Annotated in this window: 25 protein-coding genes and 1 tRNA gene; 11 read left to right on the forward strand and 15 right to left on the reverse strand. The window is 62.1% G+C overall.

The genetic code is table 11. The features are described 5' to 3' along the window. The first annotated feature begins 318 nt into the window (after positions 1-318). Positions 319-2631: an ATP-dependent nuclease gene (locus tag LU699_RS00115; RefSeq protein WP_232580430.1), complete on the forward strand. Its 2313-nt coding sequence runs from the start codon at positions 319-321 to the stop codon at positions 2629-2631. Further along, a complete protein-coding gene (locus LU699_RS00120; protein WP_269781319.1) occupies positions 2624-4570 on the forward strand; it encodes a UvrD-helicase domain-containing protein in 1947 nt (648 codons plus the stop codon). Before LU699_RS00115 ends, LU699_RS00120 begins: the two co-directional genes overlap by 8 nt. 159 nt (positions 4571-4729) lie before the next feature. On the opposite strand, the gene LU699_RS00125 is transcribed toward LU699_RS00120, so the two are convergent. From LU699_RS00125 to LU699_RS00150, 6 genes are all read right to left on the reverse strand, one after another. Then, complete coding sequence (locus tag LU699_RS00125) at positions 4730-5011, reverse strand: hypothetical protein (RefSeq protein ID WP_232580432.1); 282 nt, start codon at positions 5009-5011, stop codon at positions 4730-4732. Positions 5012-5108: 97 nt separating this feature from the next. Beyond that, complete coding sequence (locus LU699_RS00130; protein ID WP_232580433.1) at positions 5109-5894, reverse strand: hypothetical protein; 786 nt, start codon at positions 5892-5894, stop codon at positions 5109-5111. Beyond that, on the reverse strand, positions 5891-7048 hold the full coding sequence (locus LU699_RS00135) for a DEAD/DEAH box helicase (protein ID WP_232580434.1): 1158 nt from the start codon (positions 7046-7048) through the stop codon (positions 5891-5893). Before LU699_RS00135 ends, LU699_RS00130 begins: the two co-directional genes overlap by 4 nt. Positions 7049-7059: 11 nt before the next feature. Beyond that, positions 7060-8664 (reverse strand): ATP-binding protein, encoded by a 1605-nt coding sequence (locus LU699_RS00140; RefSeq protein WP_232580435.1) that lies wholly within the window; start codon positions 8662-8664, stop codon positions 7060-7062. 49 nt (positions 8665-8713) lie between these two features. After that, entirely contained in the window at positions 8714-9595 is an 882-nt protein-coding gene (locus tag LU699_RS00145; RefSeq protein WP_232580418.1) for a DNA-methyltransferase, read from the reverse strand. A gap of 187 nt (positions 9596-9782) precedes the next feature. Next, positions 9783-10028, reverse strand: a complete 246-nt coding sequence (locus LU699_RS00150) for a helix-turn-helix domain-containing protein (RefSeq protein ID WP_232580436.1) — start codon at positions 10026-10028, stop codon at positions 9783-9785. A gap of 348 nt (positions 10029-10376) precedes the next feature. Here LU699_RS00150 and LU699_RS00155 point away from each other — a divergent pair, with 348 nt between their 5' ends. Further along, positions 10377-10733 carry a helix-turn-helix transcriptional regulator gene (locus LU699_RS00155; protein ID WP_232580437.1) on the forward strand — a complete coding sequence of 119 codons (357 nt, stop codon included), beginning with the start codon at positions 10377-10379 and terminating at the stop codon, positions 10731-10733. After that, a complete protein-coding gene (locus LU699_RS00160) occupies positions 10733-11236 on the forward strand; it encodes a hypothetical protein (RefSeq protein ID WP_232580438.1) in 504 nt (167 codons plus the stop codon). The genes LU699_RS00155 and LU699_RS00160 overlap by 1 nt, the downstream gene beginning before the upstream one ends. Positions 11237-11290: 54 nt before the next feature. Here LU699_RS00160 and LU699_RS00165 read toward each other — a convergent pair whose 3' ends face one another. The 4 genes from LU699_RS00165 to folD all read right to left on the reverse strand — a co-directional run bounded on the left by LU699_RS00165 (position 11291) and on the right by folD (position 17001). Further along, a complete protein-coding gene (locus tag LU699_RS00165) occupies positions 11291-12547 on the reverse strand; it encodes a tyrosine-type recombinase/integrase (protein WP_232580439.1) in 1257 nt (418 codons plus the stop codon). Positions 12548-12848: 301 nt separating this feature from the next. Then, entirely contained in the window at positions 12849-14429 is a 1581-nt protein-coding gene (gene guaA / locus LU699_RS00170; protein ID WP_232580440.1) for a glutamine-hydrolyzing GMP synthase, read from the reverse strand. 120 nt (positions 14430-14549) lie between these two features. Next, positions 14550-16007, reverse strand: a complete 1458-nt coding sequence (guaB, locus tag LU699_RS00175) for an IMP dehydrogenase (RefSeq protein ID WP_232135055.1) — start codon at positions 16005-16007, stop codon at positions 14550-14552. A gap of 118 nt (positions 16008-16125) precedes the next feature. Continuing rightward, the gene (gene folD, locus LU699_RS00180) at positions 16126-17001 is read right to left on the reverse strand and encodes a bifunctional methylenetetrahydrofolate dehydrogenase/methenyltetrahydrofolate cyclohydrolase FolD (protein ID WP_232135053.1); all 876 of its coding nucleotides are present in this window, start codon (positions 16999-17001) and stop codon (positions 16126-16128) included. A 109-nt stretch (positions 17002-17110) separates the two neighbouring features. Between folD and LU699_RS00185 the strand changes: the two genes are divergently transcribed. After that, complete coding sequence (locus LU699_RS00185; protein WP_232135051.1) at positions 17111-17437, forward strand: DUF1244 domain-containing protein; 327 nt, start codon at positions 17111-17113, stop codon at positions 17435-17437. A gap of 215 nt (positions 17438-17652) precedes the next feature. Here the strand turns inward: LU699_RS00185 and htpX are convergent, their stop codons facing one another. Continuing rightward, on the reverse strand, positions 17653-18558 hold the full coding sequence (gene htpX, locus LU699_RS00190; RefSeq protein WP_232135049.1) for a protease HtpX: 906 nt from the start codon (positions 18556-18558) through the stop codon (positions 17653-17655). A 120-nt stretch (positions 18559-18678) separates the two neighbouring features. Here htpX and gluQRS point away from each other — a divergent pair, with 120 nt between their 5' ends. From gluQRS to phbB (LU699_RS00210), 4 genes are all read left to right on the forward strand, one after another. Then, entirely contained in the window at positions 18679-19614 is a 936-nt protein-coding gene (gluQRS, locus tag LU699_RS00195; protein ID WP_232135047.1) for a tRNA glutamyl-Q(34) synthetase GluQRS, read from the forward strand. Between the two features lie 52 nt (positions 19615-19666). Continuing rightward, on the forward strand, positions 19667-20407 hold the full coding sequence (gene phbB / locus LU699_RS00200) for an acetoacetyl-CoA reductase (RefSeq protein ID WP_232135045.1): 741 nt from the start codon (positions 19667-19669) through the stop codon (positions 20405-20407). A gap of 157 nt (positions 20408-20564) precedes the next feature. Next, positions 20565-21056 carry a polyhydroxyalkanoate synthesis repressor PhaR gene (gene phaR, locus LU699_RS00205; protein WP_232135043.1) on the forward strand — a complete coding sequence of 164 codons (492 nt, stop codon included), beginning with the start codon at positions 20565-20567 and terminating at the stop codon, positions 21054-21056. Positions 21057-21123: 67 nt separating this feature from the next. After that, the gene (gene phbB, locus LU699_RS00210) at positions 21124-21870 is read left to right on the forward strand and encodes an acetoacetyl-CoA reductase (RefSeq protein WP_232135042.1); all 747 of its coding nucleotides are present in this window, start codon (positions 21124-21126) and stop codon (positions 21868-21870) included. Between the two features lie 20 nt (positions 21871-21890). On the opposite strand, the gene LU699_RS00215 is transcribed toward phbB (LU699_RS00210), so the two are convergent. Genes LU699_RS00215 through LU699_RS00225 form a run of 3 tightly spaced genes read right to left on the reverse strand, consistent with a single transcriptional unit; the run spans position 21891 to position 25137 of the window. After that, on the reverse strand, positions 21891-22322 hold the full coding sequence (locus LU699_RS00215) for a hypothetical protein (RefSeq protein WP_232135040.1): 432 nt from the start codon (positions 22320-22322) through the stop codon (positions 21891-21893). A gap of 30 nt (positions 22323-22352) precedes the next feature. Further along, on the reverse strand, positions 22353-23279 hold the full coding sequence (locus LU699_RS00220) for a M48 family metallopeptidase (protein WP_232135038.1): 927 nt from the start codon (positions 23277-23279) through the stop codon (positions 22353-22355). 34 nt (positions 23280-23313) lie between these two features. Further along, entirely contained in the window at positions 23314-25137 is a 1824-nt protein-coding gene (locus LU699_RS00225; RefSeq protein ID WP_232135036.1) for a formylglycine-generating enzyme family protein, read from the reverse strand. Between the two features lie 109 nt (positions 25138-25246). Between LU699_RS00225 and rnd the strand changes: the two genes are divergently transcribed. Both rnd and LU699_RS00235 read left to right on the forward strand, forming a co-directional pair. Then, positions 25247-26374, forward strand: coding sequence for a ribonuclease D (gene rnd, locus LU699_RS00230; RefSeq protein ID WP_232135034.1), 1128 nt, complete (start codon positions 25247-25249; stop codon positions 26372-26374). A 16-nt stretch (positions 26375-26390) separates the two neighbouring features. Beyond that, a tRNA-Ala gene (locus LU699_RS00235) sits at positions 26391-26466 on the forward strand. Positions 26467-26538: 72 nt separating this feature from the next. Here the strand turns inward: LU699_RS00235 and LU699_RS00240 are convergent. Continuing rightward, positions 26539-26925 (reverse strand): DUF6165 family protein, encoded by a 387-nt coding sequence (locus LU699_RS00240; protein WP_232135032.1) that lies wholly within the window; start codon positions 26923-26925, stop codon positions 26539-26541.

Consider the following 26925-nt stretch of genomic DNA (forward strand, 5'->3'; position numbering starts at 1 on the left):
GACAAGGCAACGGCCGCCTTGATGTGCAGACCGCACGCAAGCGAAGCGCGCAGGCCCGAAGCTGGAAGCCGGGCCGGAGGCGTCAGGGATGTGGAAGGCTGGCGATAGCCAGTCCCGCCAGGGATGAGCGGGTAGCGAACCTGGAGCAGCGCGGTCCGCAAAGCGGAGACGTACTGATGTGTTTCGCTTATTATCGATTTGTACGAGTTGGCTGCCTTCGGCCAGAGCTGTACATCGGCTCTGACAAGACTCGAACGCTCCGCCATATTTCGGCGAATATAGCTTGCTATTAATTTAAAAAACATAGCGGAGGGGTTCGTGCATCTTCACTCGTATCGTCTCAGGAATTTTCGACGCCTGAAGGATGCTCATATTGAGCTGGCTGACGACATATCAATATTCGTAGGATCGAATAACAGTGGAAAAACGTCGGCAACTCAGGCCATCCATGCTTTCGTCACGGGTGGAAGGGATCGTTTCAGTCTCTATGATTTCAGCTCTTCGTGCTGGAAGACTTTCGATGAAGCTGTGAATATCAACTTGGCCGACCCGATTCCCGAGGGTTTCTCACTCCCAAGCATAGACCTTGATCTCTGGTTCGAAGTTGCAGCGCCAGACCTCTATCTAGTAATTCCCTTACTTCCGAGTACAGCGTGGGAAGGAACCAAGGTCGGCATAAGAGTTTCCCTGACAGCTCGAAGCGCCATTAACCTCATTCAAAACTACCAAGAAGCTAAAGCCAAAGGTACAGGGCAGGCTGCGGAATTGCCGCCCGAGTCGCAATATATTCCCTGGCCTCGCTCCATGACGGACTATCTCCAGCGCGAACTAAAGAGCGAATATGAGCTGCGCTACTTCATCTTGGACCGCACGCAATTCGATGAGAGCTTCCGCGAAATCGGCGACTATGTTCCAGATGAACTAGGTGGTGAGCCAGGCGGCGGAACGATTCTGAAATCGCTTATTCATATCGACAACCTCGGGGCTCAGCGACACCTTTCTGATCCTAATCCGGAAGCCGGCGGTAGATCGGAAGATTTGTCAAAGCGGTTGAGCCGTTTCTACAAGCGCAACCTTAATCAGAGGCAAGACGATCACACAGCCCTTAGGGCGCTGTTCGAATCCGAACAAGCGCTCAATGTTCACTTAGATGGGGTATTCAAGCCGACGCTTGATCGGCTCGCTAAGCTTGGCTATCCAGGCATCAATAACCCGCGACTGAAGATTATGTCGGCGCTGGACCCCGCCCACGTCATGAGCCAGGACGCGCGGGTCCACTACCAGATCGGAGATGGCGAAGACACTGCCACCCTTCCCGACAGTTATAACGGGCTCGGGTTCAAGAATTTGATCTACATGGTTGTGGAGATTCTTGACGCCCAAGCCAGGTGGGCGACGATGGACAATCGCCCCCCATTGCACCTGATTTTCGTGGAGGAACCAGAGGCCCATCTGCACGCCCAACTCCAACAGGTCTTCATCCGCAATGTTCTTGAGCTTCTCAATATAGAGGGCGACGATGGAAGTATTTTTGGCAGTCAAATGGTCGTCACGACCCACTCGCCACACATCCTTTACGAGCGAGGCTTCAAGCCAATCCGCTATTTCCGACGCAAGAAAGTCGGCAAGGAACAGTTGACAGAAGTTCTAAATTTATCGGCGTTCTACCAAGCTCAGCCAGACGATCGTGATTTTCTAGAACGATATTTAAAGCTGACTCACTGCGATCTCTTTTTCTCAGATGCCGCTATTCTCGTTGAAGGCAATGTTGAGAGATTGCTCCTGCCCGTAATGATTCGAAAGGTCGCGAGGACTCTCCGATCAGCTTGTCTATGCATTTTGGAGGTTGGCGGTGCCTTTGGGCACCGCTTCCAGTCGCTTATTGAGTTTCTCGGTCTGACAACGCTGATCATCACTGATATTGATAGTGTCGCCCTTGTGGCTCCGGCGGTTGGCGAAGATGTGGATGACGAAGAAGTCGAGGAGTTCGAGGTTCCAGCCGACGCGGAAGAAGACGTCGCTGTGCAGGCCCAGGATAATGGGCAAGATCCGGTCGGTGAGCCTATAGTCCCAGCGCCTAAGAAGAAATACGGCAAGGCTTGTTTGCCCAGTGAACCGGACGCTGCGACTTCGAATCAAACCCTCATCAAATGGCTTCCGGGGAAGCTCACAATCGAAGACTTGCGTAACGCCTCTGAAGCGGACAGAACTCACGTGCTCGAAGACGATACGAAGGTTCGCGTGGCCTATCAGACTGAACGGGCTGTCACTTGGAACGGAGCCACTGAAACCCTCCGCGGGCGCACACTTGAGGAGGACTTTGGCCTTGAAAACCCGGAGTGGTCCCAAGCCGCAGCGAGGAAGCCCCTTGGTCTGATTGTGAAGGGCGGGGCCGCTGGTCCTGCCGCTCTTGCTAAAGGCCTTCATGAGAAGGTTTCGCGGAAGAGTTTCGATAAAACGAAGTTCGCGCTCGCCGTTCTCACTGAAGACGAAAATGCGTGGCATGTACCTGCTTACATCCGTGATGGGCTTGTCTGGCTGAAGGACGAAGTACGGATCGAACTTGAGACCGTGCTGCCCGACGCCGCTCTCATCGCCGAAGATGTCGCGATAGGGGGCGAGCATGAGTAGCCGGGCAAATAAGCCGGACACCCAGGCAGACATTGATCTGCGAAACTGCCTTGGAGACGTTCCGCCGCGCAGCTTCATAATGAAGGCCGGCGCCGGCTCCGGAAAAACTACGTCTCTGATTAAGGGGCTGTCGTCGGCCATCCGAATACACGGTGATAAGCTGAGGAAATTCCGCCAGCGCATTGCCTGCATTACCTACACCGAGATCGCAGCCGGAGAGATATGGAGGGATGTCGGCAGTGATCCGCTGGTTCACGTTTCGACGATCCACAGCTTCATGTGGCTGCTAGCTAAACCGTTTCAGAAAGACATTCGCGTATGGGTGTCTGGGCGCATCGCGGAGAAAATTGAGGCACTTGAACAGAAACAGGCAACCTATGGCCCCAGGGTTCAACAGCGAACAAAGGACAAAGACACCCGAGACCTGGAGCGCCTTCGCAGGCAGTCGGGGCGGATCGCCGCAGTCAAAGGCTTCCGGTACGGAACGGGTAGTGACTACGTAAAGGGAATTTTGGGGCACGACGACATTTTGAAGCTTGTGCCGTATCTCATCGCTGAGCGCCCTCTCTTTCGAACCCTTCTCGCGCGCCAATTTCCTTTCGTATTTGTGGACGAGAGTCAGGACACGACCACCGAAGTCATAGAGGCATTGAAGATCGTTGAGCGCGAACCCGGCGTTACATTTTGCCTCGGCTTCTTCGGCGACCCGATGCAACGAATTTATGCTACGGGAACCGGGTTGGTCGAAGCGGCACCGAACTGGGCCGACATTCCGAAGCCAGAGAATTTTCGGTGCTCCACTAAGGTGCTGAACCTGGCAAACGCCATTCGGCGCGATGGTGATGACCTCGTTCAGATTCCAGGCCAACGTCTAGGCCCTGAAGGTATCGTTCCAACTCCTGAAGGGTCGGCCCATCTTTTCGTTTTACCTGCGGACGATACGCGAGATGCCAATCTGGTTCGGGTGCGCGAATGGATGGCGGCACGAACCGGTGATGATCATTGGCGAGCAGGGGATGATGACCAGGAGCGGGTAAAGCTTCTCGTCATTGTTCACCAGATGGCGGCAAAGCGCTTAGGGTTCGGAGAGCTTTACACGGCACTTAATTCCAAAGCGCCGACAGCATTCAAAGACGGTTTTCTGGATGGCTCTGCATGGCCTCTTTCACCGTGTGTGAAATTTCTGATTCCGATAGCGATTGCCCATACAGAAGGCCGGCAACTCGAAGTGATGCGACTGATCCGAGAGTATTCGCCCCTTCTTGAAAAAGGCGATCTCGCCGGAGCGAACGTCGCAGAGCGGCTTAAAGCACTTAGAGAGCTTGTTGCCTCAATTGCAGAAGGCATAGCCGGGAATTCCAACGTAACGATCGGCGACCTTCTGAAGCAGGTGTACGCCGCAGGGTTATTAATCTTCGATCCCCGGCTAGCATCTTACTTGGACCCGGAAGCAGTTCCACCTGCCCAGCCCGCAGAAGGGGTGGACAATGACGACGACCAAGAAGACGATGAGTCCGATAAGGAAATGGCCTCAATGGATGCTTTTTTAGCGTGTCCTGCTAGACAGCTTCTGGCGTACCAGACCTACATTTCAGAGCGCTCACCTTTTTGGACTCAGCAAGGCATCAAGGGTACTGAATTTGATAGGGTGCTCGTCGTGTTAGACGATGCGGAGAGTACCCATTTCCAGTTTTCTTACGAAAAATACCTGGGCCTCAAAGCGCTTTCGGATACCGACCGAAAACACATCGAGGCAGGTGAAGAAACGACTGTGGATCGAACACGCCGTCTTTTCTATGTGAGCTGCACAAGGGCACTAAAAGAACTGGCGGTCGTCCTCTTCACGGCTGACCCCGAACAGGCTGAGGCGCATGTGCGCCAGCTTGATCTTTTTGAAGGCGACTCCATCCATACCCAAGCCGTCTTGGCGCCAGGATAAATCAGTCGCCTTGCAGAATCGCTCTTCCTGATTAGTACGAAGCTTCAGCGCGCCGATCCTGACCCGTCTCCCGCATGCGGGAGACGGCCGGGATGGCACCCCATCCGCCATCCGCCCCCCGCACGCACGCAGGGTAAGGAAACTGAAAACTGGTGCTAATCAGGTCGCTCTTGGCAAGCACAGCGCGCAGAATTTTATTTGTTTGTGCTTCTTGCCGATGCAGAGGGTGATTTCCAGCAGCGAAGCCCCCCCGCTCGTTTTTGTCGAGCCGGCGCGGGCAAGCTCAACTTCACCCTTGCAGGCTGCCTTGAATTCACCGATCTTCACCTCCACTGCTACCAGCCGGCGCAGCTGGCGATTGTCGAACAACCGATCAAGATGAATATCCTCGTTGTCGATCTGGATGACCTTATGCCAGGGAAGAACCGCATTCGCATTCAATTCCGGGGGGGGGGGAATTTACTTTGGCGCCAGCGCCGGTAACGTTTCATTTTCCTTCAGTAAGCGTTGACACCTGTAAAGGCGCATTGCTCCATCTCTACGACGACAGCAAGATCGAGATGCGACCTTCGAAATTTCGGATGATCTGCACTAGGCTGTCATGGGGAATCAGCGCAGGTCCATGTTCTTTCTGAATCCACAGATTTCCAGCCTCGTCGCGAACCGTCCATACTCCAGCGACGCCGTACTGATCCACGATCTGAATGTTCCCCACCGGGAGCCCGCAGCCACGGGGGATGCGTAAGCAGTTGTCAATTGCCGAGAACCGCGCAAATCCTACGCTGTGCGCTCTAACGAATAGTCGGCCTTCCACCTCATGCGCTGTTCGTCCGTTACGGTCCTGATAGATAGACACGGTCAAATACTGCGTATCAACAGCGCTTAGCTTTGTTGCCCAGATCGGGTCGTGCAGGTTGCCCACAACGGCAACATAGCGGGGTATGTAGCTCAAAAGGTCCTCGGCTTGTTCACGGGTCAGGTCTTTAAATGCCCGTACCAAGCTCGTAACACAGGAGTGCTCCGGGTCGCCATAGCGAAAGCAGCGAACTTGAGGCAGAACGTGGTGTTCCAGCGAATGACCTGCCAGTTCGACCTCGACGACGAACCAATGCGACAAGCTCTTGTGAACAAGCGCCAGATCCGCAACGCGACGCTCGCCCTCTAGGACGAACGCTCCAGCGAACACGCCGCAACGATACTCCGGCATCAAACACGACAGTGCTTTAACGACTTCAGCCTCGAAGTCACCTTCGACATATGTCGTTGGATCGACAAGTTGAAAAATGTTGTCGGGGTGGCACTCGCCGGTCAATAGCTTTTTCATGCCCGGCTCCACGTCACAGTTGCTACGCCTTCAAGGCGCTCCTCTTCCTCTTTGAGCCGCTGGATTTCCGGGCCGGTCGCGACGAGCGTATAGATTGAGGCGCCATCCTTGCCCTTCGCGGGGCGCACGACCCGGCCCAGACGTTGGATACGCTGGCGCCGCGTCGCCGTACTAGCGGCAATGATGCCGACTTCGGTTTCTGGCACGTTGAAGCCTTCGTCGAGCGCACGACACGTCACCAACACATCGATTTCACCGCGCCGGTACCGCCCCAACATCGCGGCTTTCGTGCGGAGCGGCATCTTGGAGTGATAGACGCCGCTCCTGACACCGTTCTCGGATAGCACGCCGTGGATCAGGTCGCAGGCTTCGATATCTTCATGAAAGATCAGGATACGCTTGCCGCGGTTGGCTGCTACCAGCTTTAACGCCAAACGTATGCGGTTCAGGCTGAGATTCAAGACGCGGGCACGCTTCAGGAACAGTGCAATCGTTTCCTCAGCTTCGGTCCCATGCTGGCTGATGGAGCGCGCTATGGCCTTGCTGAGCTTGTCATATTCGGCTTGTCTGTCTGCTTCCAGCTCGAAGACTATGTTCTTTAGTTCGAAGGGCACGATTACACCGTCACGCAGTGCGTCGGCGTAGTCATAGCTGTAGATGATTTCGCCGAGTGCTGGTACGAGCACTTCCTTCAGGCCGTCGTCATACTGCCGTTCAGGCGTTGCCGAGAGGCCCAAAGACGCGAAGGTTGGAACTTGAAGTGCCGAACGGAACTGCTCAGATGCAGCTTTGTGACACTCATCAACGATTAGGAAGCACTTATGCTGCTCCTGCATGCGCTCAGGCAACTTGGCGGCCGTGTTAAGCACTGCGATGTTAATCGCCCCAAGACGGAAGCGCAGGCTCCCAGTGATGATGTTGATCTCATCTAGATCAAGATCGAAGTAGCTTGCTGCCTCTTCCCACCATTGCTCCAGCAGCGCCGCGGTCGGGACGACGATGAGTGTCGCGACCGGCCGAATGCGATCGACGCATGACAGCGCAAACACTGTCTTGCCGCCGCCCGTAACGACGCTTACGATGCCGCGATAGTTGGCTTGCTCCCAACTAGCGAGCGCATCGACTTGCCACCCTCGCGGCGTCAATTTAGGCATACCGCGGCTCTTCAGCTCTGGCCTGGAGCAGAATCGATCTTATTCCCGAATAGATCAGCCTCCGCCTGCGCGCGGACCTCGGCATCCGCGTTGTCGAGTTGTGTCGCCCGTGCTCGCAGCAAGTCATTCTTCAGGCGGCGCACGCTGTCAGGGTTGACGCGAGAGAGCAGTTTACTAGTTTTGAACTCGGCGACTGCGTCGAAGATGTACTGCTGCACGCATTCGTGCATTGAGTCCTTCGCCTCCAGCGTCTGGTAGTACGGATGCAAGCCATTGATAATGACATGGAGAGTGCTGGGGTCCGCGCCTGGTACAAACGTGACGTGCGGCTCCCACTCGCTGGTCTCCTTCAGCGACATAACCACTTTCAAATCCGGAAGAATGTCGAGCGTGACCAGTTCCTCTTCGGCGGTAAGCGTCTTCAAGATCTGTTGGTTGTTGGCTGCGGTTGTTTCCGGTGGTGGCAGGGCAGCGTTGTTCAGCGCGTCCTTGAACTCATTGCTTGTGAACTCACTTTGCATGCTCTTGGCGAACTCGCGTACTTGTTCCTTCGACCATTTTTGCCGTCCGCCACCTCGCCTGCTCTTGGCGTACTCCGCATAGGCTTTGGTCTCGTTAACAAGAAACTGCTCCAGCTTGTCCTCTTCGTCGCCCTCAAAAAGGATCGCATCTTTCGTATGGGACACAACGAAACCATCGAGTTGCAGGACACCAGTGAGCCGCTGCGCAACCAAGTTGTTGGCGCCTTCGTCATCGACACCGCCATAAATGGCCTTCGGCTTCCAGGCATTCGGGAAGCCCTGAATCTGACGACCATTCTGGAAGAGAGAGAAGCCACCGAATTTCCGACCACCCTTGCGTAGTACACCGATCCAGCCCTTGACCTTCTTGCCATCGATGTCGAGTTCCGGTAGATCACGGCACATGACCGTGCCAGACGGGTCGGTGTCCCAGTCGCTGTCCTGAGGCGGTGCCACTTCCTCGCCGTTGTAGGTCAACTTCAGTGCTACCTGGCCCTTGTCGTCTGGCCGCAGGTCAAACATGTACATCGAACCCAGATAGGTCTTGATGGTCTCTTCGGAGCGCTTCTGAATCACGCGGCGTAGGTCTGTGATCGTGATGCGCGTGTAGTGCACATCCTTGCTCACTGACTTCATGGTCAGCGGAACCTTCGCACCGTGATTCGCAATCGCGTCGACATCGACCGTCGCGGTCCATTCTTCGCCGCTGCCCCATTCGCAGGTCGTCACGGACCACTTTGCGCCGATCCAGCATGCGGCCGTTTTCATGCCCATGCCATACTTCGATCGACCCTTGCTGTCAGCTGTTGGATTCGCGATCTTCAGCGCGGCGATCAAGTCTGCCTTGGTCATCCCAATCGAGTTGTCCTCGATCATGATTTCCTTGGTCTGTCGGTTGTGGACGATGGACACCGTCAGCGGCTGGCCTTCGGACTTCAGCAGTTCATCGACAAGCGTTCCATAGTTAAGACGCGACTGGGTTGAGTTGTCTACGAACTCGGCTAGCGCGAACCACATCGTGTAGCTCAGACGGCTATAGGCATCGATCGCCTTTGGGCCGACACTCAACTCGGCTTCGTCAATGTTCTGCGTCATTCGTTAGCTCCCCCAGGTTTAAGAAACATGCCCAACCTTCGTCGGCGGCTTAGGATACTGAAAACGAGTCGAGGGTTATGCCATCGCCGAAGCGTCCACGGGACCCTTTAATGTATTCCTCAGATGCCTCGATGCTGATCCAAAACCGCTCAAGATCCTCTGCAGCGCAACCCGTAGTGTTGCTGCCACCGAACGGGTCTAAGACAATGTCACCCGGCTCCGTCAGAAACTTGATGAAGAACTTTGCTAGATCGCTTGGCATCCGTGCCGGGTGCAGTTGGAATTGGTTTTCCCTGCAATACGTCTGATATGCGTCGGAGGCTAGTGTATTTGCATATGTCAGAACGTTCGAAGGAATTGCACCACCATTGTTCTTCAGGAACGAGGTCTCTCCGATGTCATGTTCCGAGGGGCGCTTACCGGCGTTGTACGAGCCTTTTTTCAGCAAATCCTTCATGGACTTGCTGTATTCCTGGAGCACGCGCTGATTGCTCGCTTTGGGTTTCTCGTTTGGTGACAGCCACCACAGCTTCGTGAAACTATCTTTCACCCTAATACGCTCGACATTGACCCACTGTGCCGGTGACGGCAACTTCGCCGGGTTCTGCCAGATGAACTCTTGGCAGAGGTGAAGATCGTTCTTGGATTGAAACTCAAGAAGCGCGCGTAGCGCCAGTGTGGACATTACTGGCGAGCCAGGCTCCCAAGAGTTTCCCATCTCGATCACGATAGATCCGTCCGGTGTGAGCATTTTCTTGAAGAGCGGGCCGAACGTGCAAAGCCAGCGGATATAACTTTCCCCCGTCTCATTGCCATAGCGCTTCTTACGGTTCAGTGGGAACGGCGGTGATGTGAAGATCAAGTTCACCTTGCCTTCAAAACGCGCCAGCGATCCGTCGCCAAGAATTTCGTCGGACTTGCCGTGGAGCATGCGGCCCCGTGCAGTTGCGTAGGCAACGTTGGATGGCGGCCGCCCCATGAAGGGGTTCATCAGCCGCGCACTTGCGTCTTCTCCCGTGGTTACTAGCGTAGTTGTCTGCATGCGGGCCTGTGGTTCTACTTGAGTTCTGTTGAAGACGGATAATTTAGACTTGGTGGTAACGCGACACAGTGTCCAGCTATGCAGCGATGATCTCCACCCCACGCTTTTGCACGAGGTGCAGCAGCTTCAAGGCGGTACCTGCGGGCCTCTTCTGGCCGATCTCCCACTTCTGCACAGTGGAGACGCTGGTGTTGAGCAAGCGTGCAAAAACGGCTTGGCTGACGTGCGAATCCTCTCTGATGCGCTTGATCTCATCCGGTTGGAGCGGCGAGACCGGAGGCACGCTCAGCTGATCGAACTCGCGGAGCGTGACCTGATCCATCGCGCCGGCTCTGCTGAGGCCTCTTACAGTCCCATGCGCAGCTTTCAAAAGGTGCGACTCGGTTTTTCGCATGACTTTGCCTTTGTCCGATCAATGGCCACTTCGTGCAGGATCGCTGGTCCCCATACAAGCCGACGCAATTTTATAGCACCAGGTGATACCTGTGCAAACTCAGATCGACGCTGAAGCAACGCCGCTACCAGAGTGCTCCCGATTGCCCGTCACGGAAGCGGTCGGCGGCGTACCGAGATGGCTAATCGATACGCCCTGCCTTGCCACAGCAGGTTGTCGCGATCGCCATCGATAGCCACCATGACACTCATTACGAACCCCCATGGAATCTGGACGATGGCTGCCTCGGAACCGCTCAAGACCTCGACACGACCCGATGCTTCCCTGCCCCACCCCAGCACGGTGCAGTACGCCGAGCTTCCGCAGTTCCCGAAGGGATCACCACTGCCCTTTCGCCGCACGATCCGCCGGCGCGAACTGCATCAGATTGTGCCCCTGGCGGAGACCACCATCTACGAAATGGAGCAACGCGGCGAATTTCCCCGGCGCTTCAGGCTGACACCGCGCTGTGTGGTCTGGGATCTGGAAGAAGTCGAAGCCTGGGTCGAAGCTAGGAAACAGGCCTCACGTCCTCTCAAGGCCGACGTGCATGCTGGCCCGGACGTCAGACAGCGCCGATACCGGCCCGTGTGATGAGTGGTCCCGCCCAGACCGTGCACACGTGCAAAAAAGCGCGTTGCCCGCGCAAATTCGATTACGGGCGCAAAAAACGATTATGGAAGCACACATCTGCGCAAAGCCGATTACGGTTTATCAAAACAGCGAGAGGATCACTCAGAGTGACCTTTCTGCGTGAAAACCAAACCGCTGTGGTTGCTGACGATGCGCCCCTACCCTTTTCCCGTGTCCTGATCAGCCAGCCAGCGGGCCGAGAGCGCCGCTCATCCAACCAAAGCTTCCAGCTCCTTGGACGTCGAATGCGGCAGCCGGTGGCCCTTCTTTGCCAGCGAATAGCTACCCTTGGCCTGCAACCAGGTCAGAACATCCGCCAGATGCCAGATCGACGCACTGCCCAAGACCCGCCGCAAGGCGCGAGCGTTGTTGCCACCGACTTCGACGCGCCAGCCCTGCCCTTCGGAGTGACTGAGAGCTTCCTCGACCTCTTTCTTCGGATAAAAGGGACGGGCCGTCTGTGATCTCCAGTATGGGGATGAGCGGCAAGGTTGTCACATGACAACCTTGCCGCTCTATCAGTACAGCGCGCTCAGCGCCGGCACCACCACGTTCCTCGGCACCAGCTTCGGCACGTAGGTCTGCCCGCCGCCCCAGGCTTCAACCAGGTTGGCCCACTCTTGCAGCATGTGGCGCCGCTGCTCGGCATACTCGGCCTTGTTGTAGACCGAGCGCGAAGAACGCCCGTCCTCGTGCGCCAAGCACTTCTCGATCCAGTCGCGGTTGAAGCCGATTTCGTTCAGCAGCGTCGAGCCGGTGCGGCGCAGGTCATGGACGGTGAACGGTTGCAGCGGCTGCCCTTTGGTTTTCGCGGCCTGTACTACGAGCTGCGTGACCCGATTCAAGGTCGCATTGGACATGCACCGCTCGGCATCGTAACGAGACGGAAAGACGAACCTTGAACCCGCCGCGCAAGCGTGCAATGTGACGAAGATGTCGAGCGCCTGGCTCGACAGGTAGACCACGTGCGGATTGCGCCCCTTCATCCGCTGCTTCGGAATCGTCCAAGTCCCGCGCTCGAAGTTGACCTCATCCCAGGTGGCCTGGATCAGTTCGCTCTTTCGCACCAGCGTCAGCAGAATCAGGCGCAAGGCGAGCCTGATGGTCGGATAGGTCGCCACCGATTCCAGGTGCTGAATCACCAGCCGGATTTCCAGCGGCGACAAGGCTCGATCCTTGGGCACGAAGGTGGCGATCGAGGAGGCTCTCACGCTCTCCGCAGGGTTCTCCACCTTCTCGCCGTGGGCGATGGCGTAGACATAGACCTGCTTCACGATGTCGCGAATCTGGACGGCCGTGGCCGGCGCCCCACGCTCCTTGACCTTGTTGCACAAGGCCCGAAGGTCTTCGGCCTGGATCTCGGTCAGCAGGCGATTGCGGAAGACCGGCAGGATGTCCCGGTCGATGATGTGCTTACGCATGGCGCGGGTGCTGTCGGCCAACCTTGCATTGGCCAGCCATGCTTCCATTGCCGCGCCAAAAGTCTTGATGGCGACCACCCGCCGCTTTTCGCGTTGCTTTTCAAGCGCGGGGGATATGCCTGCCTGAACGGATTTGCGCGCCTCCAGAAGCAGTTCGCGCGCCATCGCCAGCGAGATACCGCCAGGGCCATAGCGTCCCAAGGTCAGCGTCTCACGACGGCCGTGGAGCCGGTAGTCGTAGCGGAAGGTGACGGTACCGCTGGGCGATACCGTCACGTACATCCCGTCTCGGTCAGAAGCCTTATAAATCTTGGACTTAGGCTTCAGATTTCGCAGTGCAGCGTCGGTCAGCATCGAGGTTTTCCTCCGGTTTTTCGACGGCTTTTACCGTCAGGGACCTGGAGGCCTGCTGATGCTCGGAAAGCCGCGTAAAACAAGCTTTCCCGAGAAGATTTTTACCGTCAAAGACGGTAAAAGTCTCAATAGTGAACGAGAGTGTCTTAATCCGGCCTCGATTCTTACCGCCAGCGCCACCGTCAGCTTGTTTTGCTAGCCGGCGATAGCCACCGATAGATGCCGTGACGTATTTACTTATTAAATCAACACGTTACGAAGTTTCTTCGATAGCTGGCGATAGTCCTCGAAGGACGTAAAATCACTCCCACTCAATCGTCGCCGGCGGCTTCCCACTGATGTCGTACACCACGCGCGAGACGCCGCGGACTTCGTTGATGATCCGGTTCGAGACACGGCCGAGGAAGTCGTACGGCAGGTGCGCCCAGTGGGCGGTCATGAAGTCGATGGTCTCCACGGCGCGCAGCGAGATCACCCACTCGTAGGCGCGGGCGTCGCCGACGACGCCGACGGACTTGACCGGCAGGAACACGGCGAAGGCCTGGCTGGTCTTGTCGTAGAGGTCGGCGCGGCGCAGTTCTTCGATGAAGATGTGGTCGGCCTTGGCGAGGATCTCGGCGTACTCGGCCTTGACCTCGCCGAGGATGCGCACGCCCAGGCCCGGGCCCGGGAACGGGTGGCGGTAGACCATCTCGCGCGGCAGGCCGAGTTCGACGCCGAGCCTGCGCACTTCGTCCTTGAACAGCTCGCGCAGCGGTTCGACCAGGCCCATCTTCATGTGCTCGGGCAGGCCGCCGACGTTGTGGTGGCTCTTGATGACGTGGGCCTTGCCGGTCTTGCTGCCGGCCGACTCGATGACGTCGGGATAGATGGTGCCCTGCGCCAGCCACTTGGCGTTGCTGAGCTTGTTGGACTCTTCGTCGAAGATCTCGACGAACAGGTTGCCGATGATCTTGCGCTTGGCTTCCGGATCGCTCACGCCGGCGAGCGCGCTGAAGTAGCGGTCGCGCGCGTCGACGCGGATCACGCGCACGCCCAGGCCATGCGAGCTGGACGCATCAGCGAAGGTCGTCATGACCTGGTCGCCCTCGCCCAGCCGCAGCAGGCCGGTGTCGACGAACACGCAGGTCAGCTGCTCACCGATCGCCTTGTGCAGCAGCGCGGCGACGACGGACGAATCCACGCCGCCCGACAGGCCGAGGATGACCTCGTCGCTGCCCACCTGCTCGCGCACGCGCGCGATCTGGTCGTCGATGATGTTGGCCGCGGTCCACAGCGTGGCGCTGCCGCAGATGTCCACGACGAAGCGGCGCAGCAGCGCGAGGCCCTGCTTGGTGTGCGTGACTTCGGGATGGAACTGCACGCCGTACCAGCGCTTGGCCTCGTTCGCGAACGCGGCCACCGGCACGCGGTCGGTGCTGGCGGTGACGGTGAACTCCGGCGGCGCGGCGCTGACGTGGTCGCCGTGGCTCATCCACACGTCGAGACGCTGGGCGCCTGCGTGGTCGCTGAGGCCTTCGAACAGGCTGTCCTTGGCGACGATGGCGACTTCGGCGTGGCCGTACTCGCGCGCGTCGGCGGCTTCGGTCTCGCCGCCCAGCTGCTTGGCCATCGTCTGCATGCCGTAGCAGATGCCCAGCAGCGGCAGCCCGGCGTCGAACACCTGCTGCGGTGCGCGCGGCGAGCCGTGTTCAATGGTGGATTCCGGGCCGCCCGACAGGATGATGCCCTTGGGCGCGAACGCGGCGATCTCGGCCGGGTCGTGGTCCCAGGCCCAGATTTCGCAGTAGACGCCCAGCTCGCGGATGCGGCGGGCGATCAGCTGCGTGTACTGCGCGCCGAAGTCGAGGATGAGGATCTTGTCGCTGTGCAGGTCGGTCATCGGCGTGGCTTTGTCTGAGATGTGGATGGCGCGTGGCGCTGGAAAATACGGTGTGTGAAGGCCGGATACGAAACGGGATCCGCTTTCGCGAATCCCGGATCGGTGCGTAATGCCGCGGCCTCAGCCCGCCTGATAGTTCGGCGGCTGCTTGGTGATCGTGACGTCGTGCACGTGGCTCTCGCGCTGGCCGGCGCCGGTGATCTTCACGAACTTCGGCTGGGTGCGCATGTCTTCGATGGTCGCGCAGCCCACGTAGCCCATGGTCGCGCGCAGGCCGCCGGCGAGCTGGTGGATGATGCCGCCGAGCGCGCCACGGTACGGCACGCGGCCTTCGATGCCTTCGGGAACGAGCTTGTCGGCGTCCGACGAATCCTGGAAGTAGCGGTCCTTGGAGCCCTGCTCCATCGCGCCCAGCGAGCCCATGCCGCGGTAGCTCTTGTAGCTGCGGCCCTGGAACAGTTCGACTTCGCCTGGGGCTTCTTCGGTACCGGCGAACAGGCCGCCGATCATCACCGTCGATGCGCCGGCGACGAGCGCCTTGCCGATGTCGCCCGAGTAACGGATGCCGCCGTCGGCAATCAGCGGGATGCGGTCCTGCAGGGCCTCGGCGACCATGTCGATCGCGGTGACCTGCGGCACGCCCACACCCGCGACGACGCGCGTGGTGCAGATCGAACCCGGACCCACGCCGACCTTGACCGCGTCCGCGCCGGCGTCTTCGAGCGCCTTGGCCGCTTCGCCGGTGACGATGTTGCCGCCGATCACCTGCACCTGCGGGTAGGTCTTCTTGACCCAGTTCACGCGGTCGAGCACGCCCTGCGAATGGCCGTGCGCGGTGTCGACGATGATCACGTCGACGCCGGCCGCGACCAACGCTTCGACGCGCGCCTCGGTATCGCCGCTCACGCCCACCGCGGCGCCGACCAGCAGCTGCTCGTCGGCATCCTTGGCGGCGTTGGGATTGTCGTGCGCCTTCTGGATGTCCTTGACCGTGATCAGGCCACGCAGCGCGAAATCGTCGTTGACCACCAGCACCTTCTCGATGCGGTGCTTGTGCAGCAGCGCCAGCACTTCGGTGTCGCTGGCGCCTTCGCGCACGGTGATCAGGCGGTCCTGCTTGGTCATCACGTTGCGGACCGGATCGTCGAGCTTGGTCTCGAAGCGCAGGTCGCGCCCGGTGACGATGCCGACCAGGCGGCTGCCGTCCACGACCGGCACGCCGGAGATGTTGCGCGCGCGGGTCAGGCGCAGGACTTCACCGATGGTGGTGTCCGGGCCGACGGTGAACGGCTCGCGGATCACGCCGGCTTCGAAATTCTTGACCTTCGAGACCTCGGCGGCCTGGCGCTCGACGCTGAGATTCTTGTGCAGGATGCCGATGCCGCCGAGCTGGGCCATCGCGATGGCGAGGCGGGCTTCGGTGACGGTGTCCATCGCCGCGGAGACGATCGGCAGGTTCAGGCGCAGGTCGCGCGTCAGGCGGGTGGCGAGCCGGACATCCTTGGGGAGAATCAAGGAGTGGGCGGGAACGAGCGATACGTCGTCGTACGTGAGTGCTTCGGCCTGGATGCGCAGCATGCGGGGTGCCGGGGAGGAGGAAGCGCGCCATTCTAGCGCGTTTGGGGCCTCGACGCAGGCAACGCAGCGGTCCGTCGGCGTGCATCTGCGCCGGTCCGGGGGACCGGTGATGCCGGGATCAGTGCGCCGCTTCGGCGGCTTCCAGCGTGTTCTGCATCAGCGTGGCCACGGTCATCGGCCCCACCCCGCCCGGCACCGGCGTGATCCAGCTGGCGCGTTGCGCAGCGGCGTCGAAGCCGACATCGCCGACCAGGCGGCCGTCCTCGATGCGGTTGATGCCGACATCGATGACCACCGCGCCCGGCTTCACCCAGTCGCCCGGAATCAGCGAAGGACGCCCGACCGCGACGACCAGGATGTCGGCCTCGCCGACGTGCCGGCGCAGGATGTCCGGCGGGGTAAAGCGATGGCAGGTGGTGACGGTGCAACCGGCGATCATCAGTTCCAGCGCCATCGGCCGCCCGACGTGATTGCTGACGCCGACGATGGTCGCGCTGGCGCCGCGCACCGGGCGATCGGTGTAGGCCAGCAAGGTCGTGATGCCGCGCGGCGTGCACGGGCGCAGGCCGAACTGGCGCAACGCGAGGCGGCCGACGTTTTCGGGATGGAAGCCGTCGACGTCCTTGCGCGGATCGATGCGGTGGATGATGTGCGTCGCGTCGGGAATGCCCGGCAGCGGCAGCTGCACGAGGATGCCGTGCACGGCCGGATCGGCATTGAGCCGGTCGATGAGCGCGATCAGTGCGTCTTCGGTGGTGCCGACGGGCAGATCGAAATCGAACGCCTGGATGCCGACCTTCTCTGCGGCCCGACGCTTGTTGCGCACGTAGGACTGCGAAGCGGGATCCCCACCGACCAGCACAACCGCCAGCCCCGGGCGCGAACCGCCGGACGCGACGCGCGCATCCACGCGCACGCGCAGCTGGTCGAGCAAGGTGTCGGCAATGCGCTTGCCGTCGAGGATGCGGGCCGGAATGGAATCGACGGCGGTCATGCGGGCTCGAGCGTCTGGGGGCCCGCCATTGTCCCCGATTCGGGCCCGGGCTTGCAGGCACCGGCATGCACCTCGATCCTGTCGGGCTTCCCGCACCCGGAGATTCTTCATGGCCGATGCCATCCCCACCCTGTCCGACGACGCCCGCACCCGCGTCGAAGCCGCCGCGTTCCGGCGCCTGCTCGCGCACCTCAACGACGCGCGCCCGGACGTGCAGAACATCGACCTGATGATCCTCGCCGGCTTCTGCCGCAACTGCCTGGCGGACTGGTATCGCGACGCGGCGAATGCCGAAGGCGCGGCGCTGGACAAGGACGCCGCTCGTGAAGCGGTGTACGGGATGCCGTTCGCGGCGTGGAAAGCGCAGCACCAGAAGGATGCGACGCCGCAGCAGCTGGCGGCGTTAGAGTCGGCGCAGAAGACGCACGCCGGCTGATCTGACGCCCTCATACCGTCATTCCGGCGAAAGCCGGAATCCAGCGACTTGGGGATTGCCGCTGAAAGGCACTGGATTCCGGCTTTCGCCGGAATGACGGGTTCTGGGAGGGGCGAGCCCCTAACGCGCGCTCGGCCGGAATGGCCCGTACAAAATGACGGAAACAAAAAGCCCGCCTCCCGGCGGGCTTTTCGCCTGTCACATTGGCCGATGGATCAAGCCACAATCCCCTGACGCACCGAATCGCGACTCGGCGGCGCATTACGCAGTGCGGAGATGCGCTCTTCCAGCGGCGGGTGGCTCATCATCAGCTTCTTCAAACCGCTGCCCACACCACCGCTGATGCCGAACGCGGCGATGGTCTTGGGCATCGTGCTCTGGCCGTAGGTCTGGGCCAGGCGCTCGAGCGCGGCGATCATCTTTTCGCGGCCGGCCAGTGCGGCGCCGCCCTCGTCTGCGCGGAACTCGCGGTAGCGCGAGAACCACATCGCGATCATCGATGCGAACAGACCGAAGATCATGTCCAGCACGAACACGATAGCGAAGTACGCAATGCCGCCACCGCCGTTGTCGCGGCCACCGTTGAGGTAACCGTCGATCGCGCGGCCGACCACGCGGGCCAGGAAGATCACGAAGGTGTTGAGCACGCCCTGCAGCAGGGTCATCGTCACCATGTCGCCGTTGGCGACGTGGGCGACTTCATGGCCCAGCACGGCTTCGGCTTCATCGCGCGTCATCGAACGCAGCAGGCCCGTCGACACCGCGACCAGTGCGTTGTTGCGGTTGGCACCGGTGGCGAAGGCGTTGATCTCGGGCGCGTCGTAGATCGCGACCTCGGGCATGCCGATGCCGGCCTGCTCGGCCTGGCGACGCACGGTGTTGACCAGCCAGCGCTCGGACTCGTCGCGCGGATCCTTGATGACGTAGGCACCGGTCGCGCGCTTGGCCGACCACTTGGAAATCGCCAGAGTGAAGAACGCGCCGCCGAACCCGAACAGGGCCGCGAACACGAACAGGCCACCATAGGTGGACGGGTTGATGCCGAAGATCGCCATGACGATGCTGACCAGCGCGAGCACGGCGAGGTTGGTGGCGATGAGTAGACCGAAACGCTTGAACATTGGGTACCTTGAGTCCGGATGACGCCTGCGTCAGGCGGAAGAAAACAACGTGAGGCGACAATCTGCGTGCAGCGACGCGCGATTTCAATTCGGCATCGTGCAAGGCACAGTGGCGACCCCATGACAGTTCATGTGCCAGACAGTTTGACGCGCGCACGGGACGCGTCCGCATATCGCGGGCGTTACGCGCCCTCGCCCACAGGTCCATTGCATGCCGGCTCGCTGCTCGCCGCGCTCGGCAGTTGGGTCATGGCGCGACAGGCGCATGGCGACTGGGCGATCCGCATTGAAGACGTCGACCGTTTGCGCGAAGTCGCGGGCGCGGCGCAGGGGCAGCTGGCGACCTTGCAGGCGTTCGGCCTGCAGCACGATGGACCGGTGCTCGTGCAGAGCACGCGCGATGCGCGTTACGCCGCGGTCATCGACGATCTGCTCGCGCGAGGCCATGCCTTTGTCTGTCATTGCAGCCGCGCCGATCTCGCGGCAACAAACGGGCGTCATCTCGGCGTGTGTCGCGCGGGCGGCACGCGCATCGATCCTGCGATCCGTCTGCTTGTTGAACCGGGGACGACGGTCGAATTCGTCGATGCGATCCGCGGACCCCAGACGCAGCGCGTCGATGTCGAGGTCGGCGATTTCGTGTTGCGGCGCGCCGATGGCTTCTGGGCGTATCAGCTGGCGGTCGTCGTCGACGATGGCGACCAGGGCATCACCGACGTCGTGCGCGGCGCCGACCTGCTCGACTCCACCGCGCGGCAGATCCTGCTGCAACGCATGCTCGGGTTTCCGACGCCGCGTTACGCGCATCTGCCGCTGCTGCTGGATGTCGACGGCCGCAAGCTGTCGAAGTCGGCACACGCGGTGCCGGTCGACGCATGCGATCCGATGCCGGCGCTGCACGCCGTATGGCACGCGCTGGGACAGTCGAAGATCGACGCGGACGCGCCTTCGATGTTTCTCGAACGCGCGATCCAGGACTTCGAGATCGCGCGCGTGCCGACGCACGACATCGCGATTGCTGCATCGCACAACACCGCTGTCACCCGCGGTGCATAGACTGCAAAACCCCGCTGTCGAACCGGCAGCGCACCCCACAGACGAGGACGGCATGAGCGGACGCGTGGCACTGGTGACCGGCGGCACAGGCGGTATCGGAACGGCAATCGTGAAGCGACTGGCCGACAACGGCTATCGCGTCGCGACCAATTACCGCAACGCCGAAAAGGCGCAGGCCTGGCAGGCGCAGATGCGCGATGCAGGTTACGAGATCGCGATCGCCTCTGGCGACGTGTCCGATCACGAAGAAGCGGAGAAGATGGTGCGCGAGGTCGAAGCGCAGCTCGGCCCGATCGACATCCTGATCAACAACGCCGGCATCACCCGCGACGGCACGTTCCACAAGATGCACGCGCTGCAGTGGCAGGACGTCATCAACACGAATCTCAATTCGGTCTACAACGTGACGCGCCCGGTGATCGAGGGCATGCGCGATCGCAAGTGGGGCCGGATCATCCAGATCAGTTCGATCAACGGCCTCAAGGGCCAGTACGGCCAGGCGAACTACGCCGCGGCCAAGGCCGGTATGCACGGCTTCACGATTTCGCTGGCCCGTGAGAACGCCAAGCTCGGCATCACCGTCAACACGGTCTCGCCCGGCTACGTCGCCACCGACATGGTGATGGCGGTGCCCGAAGAAGTGCGCGCGAAGATCGCTGCCGACATTCCGACCGGTCGCCTCGGCCGTCCGGAAGAAATCGCGTATGCGGTGAACTTCCTGGTCGCCGACGAAGCCGCGTGGATCACCGGCTCGAACCTCGACATCAACGGCGGCCACCACATGGGTTGGTGACGCGCGCCGCGCATCGCGCGCGGACCGCCCGCACCATACGTGCGCGGACGGTTCGCGGCGCGACGCGGGGCCGCCCCGTTCAGCCCATTCGTCCAGTTGCGCCCCCCAATCCGCTGCGCCATGCTGCGCAGCATCAAAGGATCAGAGTGTTGGCTTCATGAGCAGTGCCGTGCGCATCATCAAGAAGTACCCGAACCGTCGCCTCTACGATACGGAAATCTCCAGCTACATCACCATCGAAGACGTCCGCCAGCTGATCGTCGACGGTGAGGATTTCGAAGTCCGCGACGCCAAGAGCGGCAACGACATCACCCGCTCGGTGCTGCTGCAGATCATTTCCGAGCACGAGTCCGACGGCGAGCCGGTGCTCTCGACCCAGCTGCTGAGCCAGATCATCCGGTTCTACGGCGACTCGATGCAGGGCTTCATGGGCAACTACCTCGAGCGCTCCATGCAGACCTTCCTCGACCAGCAGCAGCAGTTCCGCCAGCAGATGGGCGGCCTGCTCGGCCAGACGCCTTGGACGATGATGAACCAGCTGACCGAGCGCAATCTCGACCTGTGGAAGGAATTCCAGAAGACGATGGTCGGCGCCGCGGCGCCGAGCGCCAAGCCTGCCGATCGCGATCCGCCCAAGCGCGGCCGCTGATCCTTCCGCATTACCGACACGGCGCGGACTCCGCGCCGTTGTCGTGTCCGCTTCCGGAAATTCGATCATGACCCAGACACCACGCGTCGCCATCGTCACCGGTGGCCTCGGCGGCATCGGCCGCGCCATCTGCAGGCAACTCGCGCAGCGCGGCGTGCACGTCGTCGCCGCCGACCTGCCGGCCGACGCTGCGCGTCTCGACGCATTCGCGGCTGACATGGACGGCCTGCCGGTGACCACGCTCGCGGTCGATGTCGGCGACGCCGACGCCTGCGCCGCAGCGATCGCCGATGTCGAAGCCCGCCACGGACGCCTCGACATCCTCGTCAACGCCGCCGGTATCACCCGCGACGCGACGCTGCGCAAGATGGACACCGTGCAGTGGGACGACGTGCTGCGCATCAATCTCGACAGCGCCTTCCACCTGTGCCGCGCCGCGGTCGAGGGCATGGTCGCGCGCGGCTTCGGCCGCATCGTCAACATCAGTTCGGTCAGCGGCCAGACCGGCAACTTCGGGCAGACCAATTACGCCGCGGCCAAAGCCGGCCTGCACGGGTTCACGATGTCGCTGGCCCGCGAAGTCGCGGCCAAGGGCATCACCGTCAACAGCCTGTCGCCCGGTTACGTCGAAACGCCGATGACCTCGAAGATGCCGCCCGAGGTGCTTGCCCGCACCGTCGCCAGCGTCCCGGTCGGCCGCGTGGGACAGCCCGACGACATCGCGCGCGCAGTCGCGTTCCTCGTGGCCGATGATGCCGGTTACATCACCGGCATCAACCTGCCGGTCAACGGTGGTTTGTTGATGGGGTTCTGAGAGACCGCGCGGCGCAAGATCTAGAACGCGCGTTCGAGCACGTCGGGATCGTAGGGTCGGCAATCTCCCTCGAAATTGCCTGGTGAACCCGAGAAATAGAGTACGCCGTTGATGCGGTCGATCTCGATGCGCGCCGACGCCATCATGTTGAAACGCAGCTTGGCAGTGATCTGCTCTTCGGCGATCACGAGATCCTGCAGCGGAATCCACCCGTCGACGCTGTTCCGGGTCGGCGCGGAGAGCGCTTCGGGCAGTTGCACGGTGCCTTGCCCACCGTCGAGCTTCAGCCGCACGCGTCCGTCGCCGGAACGCCCGACCGTCCCGCCCGATTTCCACCACTCGCCCTCGCACACGAGATTGAGGGCCGACGACGCACCTGCCGTTGTATCGGATGGCTGCGCGATTGCAGCGCAGATTCCAAGCGTCATGGCTGCCAGCAGATAACGTCGCATCAGGCCGTCCTTGTTGGAACTTGCGTGGAATCAGCGAAGCGCGGTTGCCGTCTCGCCCTGCGCGTCTTCGCAGAACTTTGCGCGGTACTCCAGGGCCTTGGGCATCAGCGCTTCCAGCGTCTGGATGCGGGTGCCGGGATTGGGATGCGTGGACGAGAACTCCGGCGGCGCCTGGCCACCACTCGCCTCGGACATGCGCTGCCACAGCGGCACGGCCTCGCGGGGATCGAAACATGCGGCGGCGGCGAGCATCAGGCCGACGTTGTCGGCTTCGGTCTCGTGCTTGCGCGCGTACGGCAGCAGATAGCCGTAGCCCATCGCGGCCATGACCATCTTTTGCTGCTGCGGGTCCATGCCGCTCATCGCGCCGGCCATCTGACCGACCTGGGTCAGCTTCTGCTGCGCCATGCGCTGCGCGCCGTGGCGCAGCAGCGCGTGGGCGATTTCGTGGCCCATGACCACGGCCAGCGCATCGGCGTTCTTCGCCACCGGAATCAGACCGGTATAGACCGCCATCTTGCCGCCCGGCAGGCAGAACGCATTGGCCTGGTCGGACTCCAGCACGTTGACCTCCCACTCGAAGGTCTCCGAGAACCGGGTCGGTTCCAGCCCGTGTTCGCGTGCGAGTTCGGCCTCGACCACGTCGACCTTGGCGATCAGGCGTTCGGCGATCAGGCGGACTTCTTTCGAGATCTCGCTGTCGGGATCGACCGGGCGTTCCTGGCCGAGGATTTCCTGGTACGCCTCCAGACCCAGCGCCTTCTCCTGCTTCACGTCGAGCGACCGGTCGATCAGCACGTTCTCGCCCGTCACCGGGTCGACGCTCTGGTTGGAGAAGTAGTAGTAGGCGCCGTATCCCGCGAACAGCAGCAGGACGATGAAGCGCATGCCGAAGCGACGCCGCGGCGCGCGGCCGGGCTGACGACGGTTACCGCCGCCGAAAGGATCCTGTCTCATCTCGTCTCCCCTGACCGGTCGCCCGGCACTGTCGTCAAAGTTCGCGCACTACGCGGAAGCCGAGTCTGGCATTAGTCGTGTCAACCTGCGCGAGTGCCCGCCAGCTGGTGCGGGTCTGCGCCGGTGAACTCGCCCAGGAGCCGCCCCGGATCACCTGGTCGCGGCAGCCGGGATTGACCCAGGCCGAGCCGTCGCCCGGCGCGCGCCGGTAGGTCGCGTGCCAGCAGTCGGCCATCCACTCGCTGACGTTGCCGGCCAGGTCGTGCACGCCCCAGGTGTTGGGTTCGAAGCTGCCGACCGGCGCCGGGCCCCAGTAGCCGTCTTCGTACTCGGGGAAGGCGTTGCCCCAGGCGCGTCCGCCCGGCGAGCGGTCCAGCGCGCCGGTCATGTTGCCGGCGCCGTCGGGCGGCGTGCCCTCGCCCCAGGGATAGCGTTCGGCTGTGCCGTTGCGATACGCGTATTCGAACTCGGCCTCGCTCGGCAGCCGGTAGCGACGGCCGCTCTGCGTCGACAGCCAGTCGACGTAGGCCTGCGCGTCCTTGGCGCTGACATGCAGCACCGGCATCGTGTCGCCGGCCGGACGGCCGACGTAATCGGAGCGCCAGTCGACGTTGCTGCGACGGAGAAAATTGCCGGTGCGCTCGTCGTAGGCGAGCGAGAAGCCGCGTCGCACCGCGCGCGACTGGAAGCCCGTGGCATCGACGAAGCGCCGGAACTCGCCGACGGACACTTCGCGCACACCCATCGCGAAGCCGCGTTCGAAACGGATCGCGTGCCGCGGCGATTCGTTGTCCTCGGCATCGCGGTCGCCGGGCAGCGCACCCATCATGAAACCGCCGTGCGGCAGCACCACGACCTGCGGCCCGCGTGCGCCGCCTTCCAGCGCGTCGGTGAACACCTGGCCGGGACGGAAGTCGCCGTAATGCACGGTGCGGTCGATGCGTTCGCGCAGGTCGTTGACCACCGGATCGCCCGGCTCGGCGATGCCGATGATCTGCGCCAGCCGTTCGCGTGCGACCACGACGCCGTTGATGCCCGGCAAGGCGTCCACGCCTTCGTCGCGCAACCTGCGGATGTGCGCCTCGCGCATACGCTGCAAACGTTGCTCGGCATCGCCGACGGTCGGAAAGCCCGGGCGGATCGTCGTCGCATGCGCCAGCCAGCGCGACGCGCCGCTGTAGTTGGCTTCGTCGGCCGCCAGTTCGGCGCGGCGGATCATCGCGCTTTCGACCGCGGCCATGCCCTGCAACGCACGCGGCTGGCCCGGACGCAGCGCCGCGGCCTCGCGGAACAGCGCCAGCGCACCGCCGCCCGCCTCGCCCAGCTCGCCGGCCTGCAACGCACGTTCGGCCGCGCGGTTGAGTTCCCACAGCCGGTCGCTGTCGTCGACGCGTTCGAGATAGCGCACCACCGCCTCGTCGCCGGCCGCGAGATAGCGCGCAACCGCGGCGAAATCGTGCGCGGCGCGCATGCCGGCGATCGAGTCGAGTTCGTCGGCCTCCACCAGCGCCTGCGTGCCGAGGGCCAGCAGGCGCGACTGCGCGCGTTGCAGGCGAGTCCGTGCGGCCCGTTCGCTGCCGGGTAGCCGCGACAGGGCGAGATACAGCGGAATCGCCGAGGTCGGCGTCGCATAGAGATCGTCGGCGGCCAGCGCGGTGCGCGCCTGTTCCAGCGCCTCGGCCTCGCCGTCTTCGGCGATGACCACCGGCGGCGGCGTCCAGTTGAGCTCCGGCACCACCGCGTCGTCGCCGGTGATGGTCACGCTGCCGTCTCCGGACGCCGCGTCGGTGTCGGCATCGCCTTTGCAGCCCGCCAGCACGAGCACGCCCAACAGGCCGACGACGAAGATACTGCGCAAACCGGGCTCCCTGGACCGCATCGCGTCAGATTAATCCATCACGGCCGTGGCGGCGATGCGACAGCGCCGGCGATTGCCGCCATCGGCCCGCACCGCTAGGCTTTCGCGCATGTCATCTCCCAACTTTGCCTGGATCGACGATCCGGCGATCCTGCGGGCCCGCCTGCCCGACGCCCCGACCCGCATCGGTCTGGATACCGAGTTCATCCGCGAACGCACGTTCTGGCCCCAGCTCGCGCTGGTACAGATCGCGTTCGAGGGCGCAGACGGCATCGAAGTGCTGCTGGTCGATCCGCTGGCGCCGGGCATTGCCGAAGCGCTGCGTCCGCTGCTGGCCGATGCGTCGATCCTCAAGATCATGCACAGCGCCAGCGAGGACCTCGTCGCATTCGGTCACGCCTGCGGCGCGGTGCCGGCGCCGCTGTTCGATACCCAGATCGCCGCCGCGCTGTCGGGCACGGGCGCGGGCATGGGCTACCAGCGTCTGGTGCAGGAAACGCTGGGCGTCGCGCTGGCCAAGGGCGAGACGCGTTCGGACTGGCTGCGGCGTCCGCTGTCGGCGACCCAGCTCGAATACGCGGTCGACGATGTCGCGCATCTGTTCGCGCTGCACGACGTGCTCGCCAGCAAGCTCGACGCGCTGGATCGCGCGGACTGGCTGGTCGAGGACTGCGCCAGGCTCGTCGCCACCGCCGGCAACATGGAAGGCGATCGCTGGCCACAGCTCGGCGGCCGCGCCGGTCTGTTCCTCGATGCCGATGCGCAACGCAGGCTCGCCCGCCTGCTGCGCTGGCGCGAAACCTATGCGCGCGCCACCGACCGACCGCGCAGCTGGATTCTCGACAACGAACTCGCCACCCTGCTCGCCCGCGATCCGCCTGCGGACACGTCGGCGCTGCAGCAGCGGCTGGATGCGCACCCCAAGGCGCCGCGCAAGCTGACCAGCGTGATCTGGCAGGCGCTGACGACCGAGCTGCCGGACGAATCCGAGATGCCGCTGTCGCGCGGCGAGGAACCCGACCGCAAGCAGCTCAAGCGTCTGCAACAGGCGGTCGCCGAACGCAGCGCCGAGATCGGACTGCCTGACGGCGTGCTGGCCTCGCGCAAGTGGCTCGAAGCGCTGGTCGAAGGTGCCGACTGGCCGGGCGCGTTGTCGGGCTGGCGTCGTGGTCAGCTGGAACCGTCGCTGGCACCGTTGCTCGACAGGGCTGGCGAGCCCGCAGCGGGGACCGTATAATCGCCACGCATCATGTGGGGCCATAGCTCAGCTGGGAGAGCGCGTCGTTCGCATCGACGAGGTCAGGAGTTCGATCCTCCTTGGCTCCACCACTCGATACCGCCGGAAAGCCAGGACCCAGGTCCTGGCTTTTCTGCTTCCGGAGTCCGGAGAATTCCGCGCGCTCAGGCGCGGTACTGCTTCTCTTCGACGAAGCGCGAACCGGCGAGCCGGTTGATCGTGTTCTTGACCTCGATCCGGTCGCCGTTGTGCCGCGCGACTGCGCGTGCGAGCTCGATGAATTCGTCACCGAAATCCTGCGCGGCTTCCTTCGCGCGCAGCGCGTCCTGCACGTCCCACATGCGTGTATTGGCTTCGCGCAACGCGGTCTTGAGTTCGGCCATCTCGGGCTGCTTGTCCGCCAGGGGTGCCCACAGCGGCAGCAGGCCGTCGAGTTCGGTGCGGACGTTGACCAGCTTCTGTGCATCGCCGATGCGCTCGGCCTTGATCTCGAGGATGGTGATCTTGTCGGCGAGTTCGCCGATCGACACCGGGGCCATCAGAGTGCTCAC

Source organism: Luteimonas fraxinea, assembly GCF_021233355.1.
In the GTDB taxonomy this organism is placed as follows: Bacteria; Pseudomonadota; Gammaproteobacteria; order Xanthomonadales; family Xanthomonadaceae; genus Luteimonas; species Luteimonas fraxinea.